The sequence below is a fragment of the Paenibacillus sp. ALE2 genome, assembly GCF_054113385.1.
In genome coordinates this window covers 718,784-733,644 of record NZ_CM134213.1, presented here as the reverse complement: position 1 = coordinate 733,644, position 14,861 = coordinate 718,784, and the positions used below count along the sequence as shown (strand labels likewise).

At 46.0% G+C, this 14,861-nt stretch carries 12 protein-coding genes; 8 read left to right on the top strand and 4 right to left on the bottom strand.

The window, feature by feature from the left end; genetic code table 11:
- Window positions 1–139 precede the first annotated feature (139 nt).
- Complete coding sequence (locus ACXHJ1_RS02960; protein WP_016819351.1) at window positions 140–1,810, top strand: ribonuclease J; 1,671 nt, start codon at window positions 140–142, stop codon at window positions 1,808–1,810.
- Window positions 1,811–1,960: 150 nt separating this feature from the next.
- Here the strand turns inward: ACXHJ1_RS02960 and ACXHJ1_RS02955 are convergent, their stop codons facing one another.
- Window positions 1,961–3,220, bottom strand: coding sequence for a BaiN/RdsA family NAD(P)/FAD-dependent oxidoreductase (locus tag ACXHJ1_RS02955; RefSeq protein WP_107734965.1), 1,260 nt, complete (start codon window positions 3,218–3,220; stop codon window positions 1,961–1,963).
- 295 nt (window positions 3,221–3,515) lie between these two features.
- Between ACXHJ1_RS02955 and ACXHJ1_RS02950 the strand changes: the two genes are divergently transcribed.
- From ACXHJ1_RS02950 to nadE, 3 genes are all read left to right on the top strand, one after another.
- On the top strand, window positions 3,516–5,255 hold the full coding sequence (locus ACXHJ1_RS02950; RefSeq protein WP_031462859.1) for a two-component system sensor histidine kinase NtrB: 1,740 nt from the start codon (window positions 3,516–3,518) through the stop codon (window positions 5,253–5,255).
- 142 nt (window positions 5,256–5,397) lie between these two features.
- On the top strand, window positions 5,398–5,832 hold the full coding sequence (locus ACXHJ1_RS02945; protein WP_016819348.1) for a BrxA/BrxB family bacilliredoxin: 435 nt from the start codon (window positions 5,398–5,400) through the stop codon (window positions 5,830–5,832).
- A gap of 102 nt (window positions 5,833–5,934) precedes the next feature.
- Window positions 5,935–6,744 (top strand): ammonia-dependent NAD(+) synthetase, encoded by an 810-nt coding sequence (nadE, locus tag ACXHJ1_RS02940; protein ID WP_016819347.1) that lies wholly within the window; start codon window positions 5,935–5,937, stop codon window positions 6,742–6,744.
- 91 nt (window positions 6,745–6,835) lie between these two features.
- Here nadE and ACXHJ1_RS02935 read toward each other — a convergent pair whose 3' ends face one another.
- Entirely contained in the window at window positions 6,836–7,663 is an 828-nt protein-coding gene (locus ACXHJ1_RS02935) for an alpha/beta hydrolase family protein (RefSeq protein ID WP_016819346.1), read from the bottom strand.
- A 182-nt stretch (window positions 7,664–7,845) separates the two neighbouring features.
- Here ACXHJ1_RS02935 and acpS point away from each other — a divergent pair, with 182 nt between their 5' ends.
- Entirely contained in the window at window positions 7,846–8,250 is a 405-nt protein-coding gene (acpS, locus tag ACXHJ1_RS02930) for a holo-ACP synthase (RefSeq protein WP_016819345.1), read from the top strand.
- 4 nt (window positions 8,251–8,254) lie between these two features.
- Entirely contained in the window at window positions 8,255–9,487 is a 1,233-nt protein-coding gene (gene mutY / locus ACXHJ1_RS02925; RefSeq protein ID WP_457905571.1) for an A/G-specific adenine glycosylase, read from the top strand.
- 103 nt (window positions 9,488–9,590) lie between these two features.
- Here the strand turns inward: mutY and ACXHJ1_RS02920 are convergent, their stop codons facing one another.
- A complete protein-coding gene (locus tag ACXHJ1_RS02920; protein WP_107734921.1) occupies window positions 9,591–10,412 on the bottom strand; it encodes an AraC family transcriptional regulator in 822 nt (273 codons plus the stop codon).
- Between the two features lie 174 nt (window positions 10,413–10,586).
- On the opposite strand from ACXHJ1_RS02920, the gene ACXHJ1_RS02915 reads away from it, so the two are divergent.
- Both ACXHJ1_RS02915 and ACXHJ1_RS02910 read left to right on the top strand, forming a co-directional pair.
- Complete coding sequence (locus ACXHJ1_RS02915; RefSeq protein ID WP_457905570.1) at window positions 10,587–12,779, top strand: alpha-galactosidase; 2,193 nt, start codon at window positions 10,587–10,589, stop codon at window positions 12,777–12,779.
- A gap of 24 nt (window positions 12,780–12,803) precedes the next feature.
- Window positions 12,804–14,243 (top strand): PTS transporter subunit EIIC, encoded by a 1,440-nt coding sequence (locus tag ACXHJ1_RS02910; RefSeq protein WP_016819341.1) that lies wholly within the window; start codon window positions 12,804–12,806, stop codon window positions 14,241–14,243.
- Window positions 14,244–14,328: 85 nt separating this feature from the next.
- Here ACXHJ1_RS02910 and ACXHJ1_RS02905 read toward each other — a convergent pair whose 3' ends face one another.
- Window positions 14,329–14,817: a DinB family protein gene (locus ACXHJ1_RS02905; RefSeq protein WP_016819340.1), complete on the bottom strand. Its 489-nt coding sequence runs from the start codon at window positions 14,815–14,817 to the stop codon at window positions 14,329–14,331.
- Between the last annotated feature and the right edge of the window lie 44 nt (window positions 14,818–14,861).

The following is a 14,861-nucleotide window of genomic DNA, read 5'->3' as shown; positions in this document are numbered from 1 at the left end:
CAAGGGTTTCTTTTTGTGTTGGTGAAACAAGTCCTCTCTTATGTAGGAAGGCTACTCATTTCTTTCCCAATAGGGTGTATAAGTTTACGTGGAAAATAAATAATATGGATAGCATTTTCCTAAGGAGGAAATAAACTTGATGCTTGCTGATAACAGATTACTCATTGCTGCTTTAGGCGGTGTTAATGAGATTGGTAAAAATATGTACCTTATCCAATATGATCAGGATATTGTCGTCATTGATTGTGGTTCCAAGTTTCCTAATGAAAATTTGCCTGGTATTGACCTCATTGTACCAGATGTCACCTATCTACAGGAGAATCAGGATAAAGTCAGAGCGCTCATTGTAACGCATGGCCATGAGGATCACATCGGGGGCATTCCTTATTTACTGAAGCAGATTAATATCCCCGTATATGGCACAAAACTCACTATCGAATTGATTAAAATTAAGCTAAAGGAACATAACCTTTTACGTGATGCTGAGCTTCATCTTATAGATGCGGATTCAACGATTCAGGCGGGTTCGATTCAGGCATCCTTTTTCACCACTGTACACAGCATCCCTGATTGCTTGGGCGTCTTTTTCAAGACACCAGAAGGAAATGTGGTTCATACCGGGGATTTTAAATTCGACATGTCTCCTGTCAGCGGACCTTTCCCTGACCTTCATCGCATGGCTGAGATTGGAAAACAAGGAGTTAAAGTGCTTCTTTCCGAAAGTACAAATGCCGAAAGACCAGGCTTTACTCCTTCGGAGCGTTTGGTTGGCGGGCATATTTTGGACGCTTTTGCCAGAGCCAAACAGCAAGTTTTCATTTCTACATTTGCTTCCAATGTTAACCGTGTCCAACAGGTCATTGATGCGGCTGTGGAGACAGGCAGAAAACTTGTTTTACTGGGGCGCAGTATGATCAATGTGGTGTCCGTGGCTAAGGAGCTGGGATTCTTGCACATGCCGGAGGACTTGTTGATTGAGGCTGGAGAAACAGAGCGGTATCCTGCAGAAGAAATTGCAGTATTATGTACAGGAAGTCAGGGAGAACCGATGGCTGCACTGTCCCGACTTGCCAATTCTCTGCACCCCAAAATCGAAATTTTGCCTGGTGATACTGTGATCATCGCTGCAGGAGCTATACCCGGGAATGAACGAAATCTTTCCCAAGTCATCGATAATCTGTACGTACTGGGCGCCAACGTGATTTATGGATCAGGCAGCGCCACGGGGATGCACGTATCCGGTCATGGCAGCCAAGAAGAGTTAAAATTAATGATGACCCTAATGAAACCCCAGTATTTGATTCCTATACATGGTGAATTCAGAATGCTGCATCAGCATCGTCAGCTAGCAGAGTCAGTAGGGATTCCGATGGAGAATGTATTTATCGTCCAAAACGGTGAGACGATTCAAATCGCAGAGGGAAGGGCATCCCTGGGTCCCAAAGTACCATCCGGCAATAGCCTGGTAGACGGGCTGGTAACTGGTGATGTAGGTAATATTGTATTGCGGGACCGTAAAAAACTTTCCTCAGACGGTATGCTGATTATTGTGATGACTCTGAGCAAAAATGAGAAGCAAATGCTCGCTGCGCCAGAGGTTATATCCAGAGGCTTTGTATATGTTAAGGATTCCGAAGAATTGATGAATCAGATTCGCGACACGATTATGACCACAGTGAACGAGTTAACAGAAATCGAAATGAGTCAGTGGGGCCTGATTAAGCAGATGTTAAAAGATAATGTGGGTCAGTTTATTTACAGTCAGACTAAAAGAAGACCTATGATTTTACCTATCATTATTGAGGTTTAGGAATAGCGGTAAACGTCAAAACAAGATAGAGTTTGTTCAATACGCGACGACTCAAAAAAAGACTTAAATCAGCAATGCAACTGATTTAAGTCTTTTTAATTTCCTTGTCCTAAAAAACGCGGTTGTAATGGCGGGTTGTAGCGCAGCGTCTTAAGTGTTTACGGCCGCTTGCGTCCCTGCTGTATGCCCTGTCGTAAACGCAGCTGTAATATTATAGCCTCCAGTGTAGCCGTGAATATCCAGAATCTCACCGCAGAAAAACAATCCAGGCATCAGCTTGGATTCCATTGTTTTCGGATTAATTTCCTTCAAGTTCACACCGCCCCCGGTAACAAATGCTTCTTTCAGAGAGAGCGTACCATTCACACGAATGGGAAACGCCTTGATTCGCTGGGCGAGTTCTTGCCATTGCTGCTTGGGAATATGATCATAGGTCAAATCTTCACGCAGTTCAGCTTGCTGAAGCAGTAACGGAATCATGCGTTCCGGTAAATAAGACTTAAGTACGTTTTTGATCGCCTTTTTTGCATCAACCGATGCCAGTTCCAGCGTCTCACGGTAGACTTCATCAGCATGTTTATGAGGCTGTAAATCGAGAGTTAATAACACCGTGTTTACCTTATCTTTTTTCAGTCCCTTGACGACAAACTGACTGCAACGCAAAGCAGTTGGGCCAGATAAACCAAAATGTGTGAAAATCATATCTCCTTCATGAACGACAACCTTCTTTTGTTTCGCATTCCATACGGTCAGGCTGATGTTTCGTAAGGAGAGTCCCTGAAGCTCTTTTGTCTGGATGAATGTCTCGCCTGACGTTAGCGGGACCTCTGTTGGATATAGTTCCGTAATGGTATGCCCTGCTTGCTCTGCCCATGCATAGCCGTCACCTTCCGAGCCTGTATGAGGGACGGACTTGCCACCGACAGCGACTATGACGTTACGGCTACGCAGCATTTCACCGGAACGCAGCCGCACGCCAGCCGTATGACCTGCTTTGTAAATCACTTCTTGAACAGGACAGCTTGTCCGAATTTCGACTCCTTGAGAGCGTACCTTATTAATCAAAGCGTCGACGACCGTTTTGGCTTTGTCCGTCACTGGGAACATGCGCCCGTTGTCTTCTTCCTTTAAGGCTATACCTAGTTGTTCAAAGAAGGCGATGATATCCCGATTGCCGAAAGCAGCCAGGGCACTGTGCAGAAAACGGCCATTGCCGGGAATGTGGCGAATGAGTTCATCCAGCTCTTTTGCATTCGTGACATTGCAGCGACCTCCACCGGAGATCCCCAGCTTTCGTCCGAGTTTATTTCCCTTTTCCACTAAAAGCACCTTGGCGCCCTCGCCACTAGCAGCCGCCGCGGCCATTAAGCCGGCTGAGCCGCCTCCGATCACAATTACGTCGTAAGTCATAAACCTCTTCCTTTTCGTCGACAAATTTTCAAAAAATTCAGAATCGCGTAACAAATTTTCCATCATATCGTAATCCCGTCTCTTTAGATAGACTCTGAGCACAGTAGCTGTGTATATCTTCTATTTTATAGGAGTAAGTAAAAAAAACGTAAAAACGATCCTCTTATATATATCCGGTATTTAGCAGAATTTGTCGTTCTACACCGGGATTTTAACACATATATTGTAATATATTGTAGCCTGTGCTTTAATTCAACTAACGGCGTCAAGGAAAGATGATGAGGGGGAGAAGTCCTTGTTAATTGCGTTAAAGGAAAGTGTGCTCCAAGTTCTCCTTGCCGTTATATCGGCGGGTTTTTTCTCTATATTAACGGATTATGGAGACAAGAAAAAGGTTTGGGCAGGCCATCTGCTTCCCGGACCTCATCAAGGAATACTTTATTTGTGTTGCTTGCCAGCCATATTGCTATGTTCGCTCTTTCAATACCAGCCTCCATATGGCCTACCTTCCAATCTCGGTATTATTCCCCTTACTGTGGGCGTCATGTACGGTACACGTCGCACTTCCTTTGTACTCGCTGCTTCTGCATTGACGGGTGTCCTAATTATAGCGCAGTCGATAGAAATGTCCCCAATGTATGTGGGCACTGCTTTTATCCTTTTTCCTTTTATGCTACTGCATGTCAAGTTTTTTCAAAGAGGAACGCTGTTGGACAAAAAGCTCGTAATTTTCACATATGTGGTGGCTGATATGCTGCTTAAGGCTTTATTACCGCTATTGTGGGGCAAACAGAACATTTCAGTATACATTCCTGATCTGCTTACAACGTTTTGGAATGTTGCTGTAGGTGTGTTGGCAAGTTTTGCGGTCGTAAGTCTGATGCATAATTCCTTTGAGAAACTGACGCTGCGGCGAGATGTAACTGAGTTTACGAGCAAATATTTAATCGAAGTGGATAAGCTGCGTCAAGTCATGGATTTGATGCCGTTATCTCTTGTTACTTTGGACAGCGAAGAACGAGTTATACATATGAACAAAACGATGCTGGAGCTCTACCGGGACTTCGATCCCTATATTACGCTGCCTGAGGTCGTAGGGCGTCCCTTAAACACGTTGTACGGTTTTAGCGCTTCGCCTGTAGTTAACGAACGAGTTGCGAAAGCATTGGAAGGAGAAGCAGGCGCTGATTTTATAAATGTATCTCCCAAAGTATTCTTTTCAAGTTTCCTCCCTTTTCGGGATAAACATATGAATCAAACCACAGGCGTCATTATCGCCTTGCAGGACATTACAGAGCTGGAGACGCTCCGCAGTGAGCTGGGCAATTTTGAGAGGCTCAGTCTGGTCGGGCAGATGGCCGCGGGCATTACTCATGAAATACGTAATCCGATGGCGGTTGTGCGCGGGTTTTTACAGCTTATGCGCGAGAAAAGCCCTGATTCTCTAGGCCACTACTACCGCATCGTAATGGAGGAGCTGGATCGGGCGAACGGGATTATTAATGATTTTCTTTCCCTGGCCCAGAATCGGATTGTCGAGAAGGAGCAGTGTCATCTGCATGATATCATTCGTGAACTAACACCTCTATTGTGGGCAGATGCCAACCTGAGGGGACAGACGATTGAGTTAAAGCTGGAGGATCATGTAACGATGCTGCATCTGAACCCTAAGGAGATCAAGCAATTGCTGCTTAATTTATCGCGTAATGCGATGGAAGCTATGGGGGAAAAGGGCGTGCTGACCATTTCTACTCATGAGGAAGGGGATTTTGTCGAACTGGAAGTAAGGGATACCGGTCCGGGAATTCCGCCAAAACAGCTTGAAAAGCTGTTCCAGCCTTTTTACACAACCAAAACGAAAGGTACAGGTTTGGGTCTGGCCTTATGCCAAAGTATAGTGGAGCGTCATCACGGTACGATTGCCGTAGATTCGGTGGAGGGAATGGGCACACAGTTTAAAGTACGTCTGCGCAGAACCATTCCGACTTATCGGGAGCATTCTGAGCCTCCTGTCATAAATTCGATACAGAAATAATTGTGCAAAGATGTAACCGGATTTTTTGCAAATTACGTGAAAAAGATTGTATAATGGGCTTTAGATGTCCATGCCTTTACTACGGCACAGGATGAAATTAGAAACGTAGTATACATGATTTAATGAAAAGGAGTGAAAGAATATGTCTATGTCTTTCGATCAATATATGAGAGATTCAGTTCAGCCTATGCGCGATGAACTGACGAATCTTGGGATTCAGGAATTGCGTACTTCTGAAGATGTGGAGGCCAAGCTGCCTGATGCTAAAGGTACAGTGCTGGTGGTTGTGAACTCGGTATGCGGTTGTGCCGCAGGCCAATGCCGCCCGGGTATAGCTGAAGCGCTGAAGCATGATATTACGCCGGATCATCTGTATACGGTTTTTGCGGGACAGGATAAGGAAGCAACGGCGAAGGCTCGCGAATTTTTCGCACCGTATCCGCCATCTTCCCCTTCGATCGCGCTGCTGAAAGACGGCGAACTGGTTCACTTCATCGAGCGTCATCAGATCGAAGATCGTTCGGCAGATCAGATTGCTGCTGATTTGACCGGTGCATTTGACCGTTTTTGCCGGTAAGACTGCTCAAGCTATGCCCCCGCATTTTTCGCCTGCGAAACTTGCCGGGGCTTTTGCGTGTTGGCTTGTGAAGGAAATTCCTAAAAAAGAGGTGCTTATCTGATGAGTTTGCAGGAACAGATTATTGCTGAATTGGGAGTACAGCCTACGATCAACGTAGAGGCGGAGGTCCGCAAGCGTGTGGATTTCCTCAAGTCGTACGTAACAAAAACAGGAAGCAAAGGGCTGTTGATCGCCATTAGTGGCGGAATTGACAGTGCCGTAGCTGCCGCCTTGTGCAAGCAGGCTACAGATGAGTTGACGCAGGAGCAAGGGCAAGAATACAAAACGCTAGGTGTATTCCAGCCATATGGTCAACAGGAAGATATCGATCATAGCTACGCAGTGGCTAAAGCGTTCAATTTGAAATATGCTGGGGAAACGAACATTAAGGAAGCCGTGGATGAGGTTGCCGTGGAAGTGGAGCATGCATTAAAGGATATGGGTCTGGAACGTTCCATCACTCCGCAAGTGAGAGGGAATGTAAAGGCAAGAACACGTATGGTGGTTCAGTACGCACTCGCGAATGAACTGAACCTGCTCGTCGTGGGTACAGATCATGCTTCAGAAGCCATTACAGGCTTTTATACCAAATGGGGTGATGGTGCGGTCGATATTACACCGCTCAGTACGCTCAACAAACGTCAGGTACGTTTGTTAGCCAGCTATCTTGGAGTTCCGCAGGCTATTTTGGACAAAGCGCCTACAGCAGGATTGTGGGAAGGCCAGACGGATGAAAAGGAACTGGGGATCTCCTACGAAGCGAACAGCGACTATCTGGAAGGCAAGGAAATTGACCCCGCAGCCCGTGAAAAGCTGGAAAGCTTTTTTACACGTACAGCACATAAGCGGACAAGCATTCCAGGAGTGTAAGCATGAATCATTTTGGAATTGTAAAATGCTAAACTAAATAAATGCGGCGATCCGCCCGGCGGATCGCCGTTTGTATTGAGGGGGCTATTGCCTAATTGGTGATCCAGTCAATGAAGCGGCGGGTTTCGGTAATCGCCTGATCCAGTTGAAGACTGCCTCCCTGGAATGGGTGAACCGTGTTAAAAGTATGATTGCCGCCTTGAATTTGTACCCACTCGATATCGGGACGAACGGAGGTGAGCTGGGCAGAGCCTTCCCGTAGACGTTTGGAGTCTTCGGTTCCCTGGATAAGCACAACTGGGAGCTGGCTGTTGGCAAGTCTGTCTACAATGGCAAAACGCTCACGATTGTGCTCCAGGTCGTCCAGAATGACAGCATCCAGCGGAAGCTGTTGCCCGGTTCTGGCGTTCTGCACATAGCTGCGTCCCTTGGCACGCATTTCTTCTTTTTGCGGTAAAGTAAACAGATCAAGATCCGTTACGCCATTCCATGAAATGACGCCAGCAATCTCGCCGGGATGATCTAGAGCATATACAAAGCAGCTTCCCGCACCTCGGCTATGTCCTAACAGAAACAACGGCAATTCTCTGAATTCATGGCGTGCTCTCAGATTGGACAGCAATAGTACCAAATCTTCTTGTTCGCGGCTATAGGTGTTGCGTGCGAACTTTTCCAGCTCGGTAAAATTCTCCAGATCCTCACCTATGCCATTATGTGAAAAGTTGAAGGTTACCACATGGTTATCCATACTCAATGCTTCTGCTATAAAGGGGAACATACCCCAATCCTTAAATCCTTTGTAGCCATGAGCGATGATGAGCAGGCTTTTGGCCGTATTTTTAGCGGGAAACCAGGAGGCACGGATCACCGCATCTGTTCCTGCATCGGTACCTGCTTCAACCACAATCGTTTCTGACATCCTATCCTTCCTTTCTAAGGGAGTTTTTAAACCGGCATATCCGCGAATTTCAAGCATTCACTGATTGCCTCTCTCATTTTAACATATTTTGGTGGCGCTTTTACGCCTTTGCGACTCGCCAGGGTGTGGACGCACTGTTACAATAGATCCAGTAAAGTAAAAAAAGGGCGGGGAATACCCAAATGATCTACGGAATTGGACATGATGTGCTGGAAATAAGCCGTATGGCTCATATTCTGGCAGGTAAGTATGCAGATGCATTTTTGAATCGGGTGCTGACCCCGGCAGAACGCGAGCTTGCAGTGGAACGTAAGGGAAGGCTAGCGGAGTTCGTAGCAGGGCGCTTTGCCGCCAAGGAAGCGGTAACGAAAGCCTTCGGCTGTGGAATTGGACAAATCATCGGGTTCAGTGATATGGATATTTTACCTGAACCTGGGGGGAAGCCCGTAGTTTATTTGTCTTCGTCTGCGTGGGATCGACTGAGATTGCCGAATACGGGTGACTCGAATTACAGCATTCACTTGAGTATTACACATCAGCCTAACATTGCCTCTGCTTTTGTGATTGTCGAATATAAGGAGACGTGATGGGATGACTACAAATACATTGGAACAAAAGCGTTATTTTAGCTTTGAACTGTTGAATTGGTATACACGTAACAAACGCGACTTGCCGTGGCGCCGCCATCGCAATCCTTTTTATATCTGGATTTCGGAAATTATGCTTCAACAGACACGTGTCGATACGGTCATTCCGTATTTTAATCGCTTTATTGCACGTTTTCCGACGATTGAAGCGCTGGCGGAAGCGCCCGAGGAGGATGTGCTCAAGCTATGGGAAGGGCTGGGGTATTATTCACGGGCCCGAAATTTGCAAACGGCAGCGAAACAGGTAGTTGAGCTTCACGGTGGGCAGGTGCCGGATGATACGCAGGCTGTTGCGGCACTGAAAGGTGTAGGTCCATATACGACGGGGGCCATTATGAGCATTGCCTTTAATCGACCAGAGCCTGCTGTAGACGGGAATGTGATGCGTGTGCTGTCACGTTATTTCCTCATTGAAGAGGATATTATGAAGGGTAGCACGCGGTCGCATATGGAAAGTCTGGTCAGGGAGCTGATCCCCGAAGGGAGAGCCTCTGATTTTAATCAGGCGCTGATGGAACTGGGAGCGCTAGTCTGCACGCCAAAGTCGCCCCATTGCCTGACCTGTCCGGTCATGGAGCATTGCTCGGGCAGGCTGGCAGGCCGCGAGGAGACGCTGCCAGTCAAAACAAAAGCGAAGCCGCCGCGTCTGGAGCCGCGTTCCGTCGCCCTCATCGAGGGCAGCGGCGCGAACGCAGGTCGCCTGCTTGTACGGCAACGCCCGGCCAAGGGCCTGTTGGCCCGCATGTGGGAACTGCCGCATGAGCTTGCCGGGCCGGAGGGCTACAACGGCCCGGTGCCGGATGAGCCAGCCATGGACCATCTGGCGGCTCATTTGTTGGCAGAGGGCGTGCATGCGCGCCCGGTGCGGTTTGTACGTGAGGCGGAGCACACGTTCAGCCACATTCACTGGAACCTGCGTGTGTTCCAGTGTGAAGAGGTCGCCGCCCCTGCCGGGAAGGCGGGCGAACAGCCGCTGGCTGCCGAGCAGCGGGCCAGCTACAGCACCGCGGCGAAGCCAGGTGCGTTGATTGCGCTCGCTGAGCAGGCGGATCAGGCGAGTAGCACCTTGCCAGCGGGGTACCGCTGGATCAGCGAGGCGGATATGTCCACCTTGGCGTTTCCCAAGGTGTTCCTTGATCTGATCACCGAGTATTATACGAAGCAAAAAGAGAACTGATGTTGATAAAATAGCGGCAGTATGGACTTAAGGTTACTCCATGCTGCCGCTATTTTTTTGTTTCTGGAATGAAAATGCCTAACTTAGTTGCGAACAAAGCGTGTTATTTTTGGTGATGTTTTCGGTATTCGGATGGAGTTAATTTGTTGACCGTTTTGAACATCTTGGAGAATAGGAGTACATCTTTATACCCTACAGACCGAGCAATATCTCCGATTTTAAGGGAAGTATTTTTTAATAGGGAGCAAGATTTTTCAATCCTCAAATGCAATAAAAATTCCTGTGGTGACTTATTGAGTTGCTGTTTAAATAACCGGTGCAAATATGAACGGTCAATTGAAATGTATTTGGCAATGTCACTTACGGTAATGAAATGTGAATAGTTTTGCTGAATAAAGAGAAGCGCTTCTTTAATATACCGCTGCTGTCTTACTTCATTGTTGACTTCCTGATTAGGATAAAGTTCAAACATCAGATATAGAAATTCATACAACTTGGATGCAAGCAGCAGGTCTTTGTTGGATTTCAGCGTAGAAGAAACGACGATGCTCTCCATACAGCGGGCAAGGCTGCCCTCGGCTTCGAACTGGAAAATGGGATTATCCCTATTGATACAGGTTCGGCTTAGATATTCTTTGGCTTGCACCCCATTAAAACCGATCCAAGCATATTCCCACGGGTCGACTTCATCCGCTTCGTAGTAAATTAAAACCTTCGGCTCAATAAAGAAAGCATCGTTTTTCTCCAAATGATAGATTTTATCGTTGACTTTAAAGATCCCTTTTCCTTTTAAAATAAAATGCACCATATACCCGCTTCGAATGGCTGGACCATAAGAGTGTCTGCTGGTACAGCTCTCTTTGCCACATGTGTATAAATTAAGATCCAGGTTGTTATAGGAATGATTGGAAAAATGCGAACTCATTTGGTTTCACCTCTTAATTCATCTCTGCATATTATCACACCGTTTCATATAGAGTCTACATTATTCCATATAATTATTAAAACTATTCAATTATTATTAGGGTGTAAGAAACAAGGAAACAACATAATTTATATTTTTTGAAAATATTACTATTGGCGCTACAAGGGGGTTACTATGGCTATATACATTGATAAAGAGAAGCTTTTATTCCATTTACAAGGCAGCAATACGAGTTATGTCATGCAGGTTATACGTGATGGTTATTTAGCTCATCTGTATTGGGGGAAGAGAATTCAGACCTATCGGGGGAGCAACAAAATCATCTTCATGGATAGAGGATATTCACCTAATCCCGATGGGGCGGATCGAGCCTTTTCACTGGATACCATCCCACAGGAATACCCGTCATTTGGAAATAGTGACTTCAGGATTCCTGCGTATCAGCTTCAATTAGAGAATGGTTCTACAGTGACAGATTTTCGGTATAAAGAACATCGGGTTTACCAAGGCAAACCAAAATTGAAAGGGCTTCCTTCTACGTATGCGGAGGATGATGGCGAAGTAGAAACACTGGAAATCATCCTGGAAGACCCATTAATTGATGTAAGGGTTGTACTATCCTATAGCCTATATCAAAAAGGGGATGTCATTACCCGTTCAGTCCGTTTCGATAATGAAGGTCAGCAGCAGCTAAAGTTGCTTAGAGCATTAAGTGCTAGTGTGGATTTTCGTGATGATGAGTACGAACTCATTACCTTGTACGGTGCGCATAATAATGAAAAAAATATAGCAAGACGAAAAATTTTACCCGGGATTCAAATGGTAGACAGCTGCCGCGGAGCCAGCAGCCCTCAACAGGCACCCTTTATGGCACTTGTAAGGGAAGGGACAGATGAAGAACAGGGCGAAGTGTACGCCTTTAATCTGGTGTACAGCGGGAACTTTACGGCCCAGACTCAGGTTGATTCCTATCGGAACACTAGAGTTACGATGGGGATTAATCCTTTTGATTTTACATGGTTGCTTGAACCAGAGGAATCCTTCCAAACGCCAGAAGTCGTCATGGTATACACCGAAAATGGCTTGGGTGGTATGTCGAGAATTTATCATGATTTATACAGGAACAGATTATGTCGTGGACCATTTCGTGACAAGGAACGACCGATCCTGATTAATAACTGGGAAGCCACCTACTTTAACTTTGATGCCGACAAGATTGAGCAGTTGGCCAAGGAAGCTCAAAGTGTAGGAGTGGAGCTGTTTGTATTGGATGATGGGTGGTTTGGCAAACGGGATGATGACAATACATCATTAGGCGATTGGGTGGTGGATCGACGCAAACTTCCAGATGGCTTGCCGGATCTTGCCAACCGCATTCGAAATCTGGGTATGGAGTTTGGCTTGTGGTTTGAACCTGAAATGGTATCCATAGACAGCGATTTATACAGAAAGCATCCCGATTGGTGTATCCATGTCCCTGATCGTCCGTATACGTTGGGCAGAAATCAGCTTATGTTGGATTTATCGAGGAAGGAAGTGTGTGAGTACATCGTTAAGTCGGTTTCCGACATTTTATCGGATGTTCCAATTACTTATGTGAAATGGGACATGAATCGTCACATGACAGATGTGGGTTCGGCCGCTTTACCACCTGAAAGACAAAGGGAGACGGCGCATCGTTATATTCTGGGGCTCTACAGTGTTATGGAAGAGCTTACATCGAAGTTTCCTAATGTCTTATTCGAGAGCTGCTCTAGTGGAGGAGGCCGTTTTGATGCCGGTATGCTCTATTACATGCCTCAGACCTGGACAAGTGATAATACGGATGCCATTTGCCGACTGAAAATTCAATGGGGAACAAGTCTTGTCTACCCTCCGATTACGATGGGCGCACACGTCTCCACGGTACCTAACCATCAAGTGGGCAGAATAACTCCATTGGAGACCAGAGGTTATGTCGCCATGGCCGGGAATTTAGGATATGAGCTGGATCTGACGGCATTAACCGTTGAAGAAAAAGAAGTGGTAAAACAACAGATAGCTCTGTATAAAGAAATGAGATCGCTCATTCAGTTTGGAAAGTTTTACAGAATTATTAATCCATTTGATGAAAATGAAGCCGCATGGAGCTTTGTGTCAGAGGATCAAACGGAAATGGCGGCCAGCTATTTCAAGGTTTTATCCCAACCGGCTGCTGCGATTAAAACGTTAAAATTCAAAGGTCTGAATCCAGACTACGTTTACAGAAATATAGAAACGGGTGAGCTGTTCGGTGGTGATGAATTAATGCATGTTGGCATAACGCTTGCCAGGGTGAAGCAGGACTTTTTAGGCATGTTCTGGAGATTTGTTAAAGAGGACATCTGATTCAGCTAGAGGAGGTTTTACTAGATGGAAGCAAAAGAAAAGCATTATAAGCAAATATCTCAAGAAATTTTAAAATATATCGGTGGTGAAGAGAACATTATCGGTGTGGCCCATTGTGCCACAAGACTAAGAATTGTCCTTGAGGACAATGAAAAAGCGGAATTAAAGAAGATTGAAGATATTGATCTGGTTAAAGGTGTTTTCATAGCAGGGGATCAACTGCAGATCATTTTTGGAGCAGGGTTGGTCAATAATATCTATGCTGTGTTCTCCAAACTGACTGGAACGGAAGATATGTCATTAAGTGATGTCAAATCGAAGTCCGCACAAAAGCAAAATCCTTTTCAGAAAGCGATTAAATCGCTGTCAGATGTCTTCATTGAGATCATGCCTGGAATTCTTGCCGCCGCATTGTTAATGGGGATCACCGGGCTGCTAGGTCAGAAGGGGCTTTTCGGCCCTAAATCGATTGTGGAGATGTATCCAATTTTCCAAGGGATCAATCGCTTTGTTCAGATCGTTTCCACAGGTATTTTCACCATCCTGCCGCTGCTTGTTGTGTATTCTGCAACCAAGAGATACGGTGGTCGTCCAATTCTCGGGCTTGTGCTAGGTGCGATTATGCTTCATCCGGCCTTGGCGGATGCTTTTGAGGTAGCTAAAGGAAGCCAAAATCCGGAATCGATCAGTCTTTTCGGGCTTCCCGTACAGTTGGTTGGCTTTCAGGGCGGTATTATTATTGCTCTAATGATGGGATATGTGGTAGCCAAGTTGGATCAGTTTTTTAACAAAAAGGTTCCAGACATGATTAAACTATTTTTGGCCCCTTTGCTGACGGTCTTTGTTTCTTCCCTGCTATTGTTTACCATTATCGGCCCTCTTGGGCGAGAGTTGGCCAGTCTGGTGACTGTTTCGTTGCTTTGGATGACGCAAAACCTGGGGATATTTGGATTTATGTTTTTTGCAGGTATTCAGCAGATCATCGTTATTACGGGTTTGCACCATGTTATGGGCGCGGTAGAAGCACAGTTGTTAACCGATACAGGCAGAAATTTTATTAATCCGTTGGCATCGGTAGCTTTGATGGCTCAAGGGGGCGCCGTTTTGGGGTATGTTCTTTTGAATCGCAAAGACACCAAGGTTAAAGAACTGGGTTACTCTGCATTCGGGTCTGTACTTTTTGGAATCTCGGAACCAGCCATCTTCGGGGTCACTTTAAAGTATAAATTCCCTTTAATTGCTGGTTGCCTTGGAGGAATGGTTGCAGGGGCATATGTATATTTAAGCAAGCTGACAGCCATAGGATTCGGAACCACGGCTCTTCCTGGCTTTGCAATTGCAGCATCAGATAACCACGGTCATATCAATTATCTTGTTGCTCATCTGATTGCCCTGTTATGCGGAGCATTATTTACATTGGCTTACGGTATGATCAAGAGCAAGAGGTCAAAAGTAATATCTTAAGGAATGAATCGAAGTTTATGAATAAAAAGGAGTAGAAAGAGCTTGCAGGCTCTTTTCTACTCCTTTTTATTTGGGGGTATCGTACTTATAGGGAGGGATCGCTCTCAATCAGCCCTTTGCCGATCACATTGGCTGATACCGGAGGCTTGCCAAGCTCGCGCGACCATACGGATAACTGCCCGATATGATGAATCTGGTGGGCAATGACATGGCGCATTACCTCGCCCCAGGCATCAATCGCAATTCTGCCGTCCGGGAGGTGATCTTCAAACCTTTTTCGTTCCAGACCTTCATGCCAGGCGAGTACGAACGGCTCTACATCGAGTCGAAACTTTGCATCCAGCTCGCGGACTTTATTCAGCGTATTATACTGAGAGAAGTCTTCCTGAAAATCAGGTTTGCCTTGAATGATTTGAATCCAGCTCCATTCTACATCAACGATATGAAAGAGCGTTTTTAGAATGCCGCCAACCCCGCCGATGCGTTCTTTCAGCAGTTCCTCCTGCGGCACCTCTTCACACCAGCGGTACCATTGTTCCCGAACCATCCAATTGTAACGAAAAAAAGTCTGCATCCATTACCCTCCAGGGACTGTAATAAAGAATGATTTCCACCAGT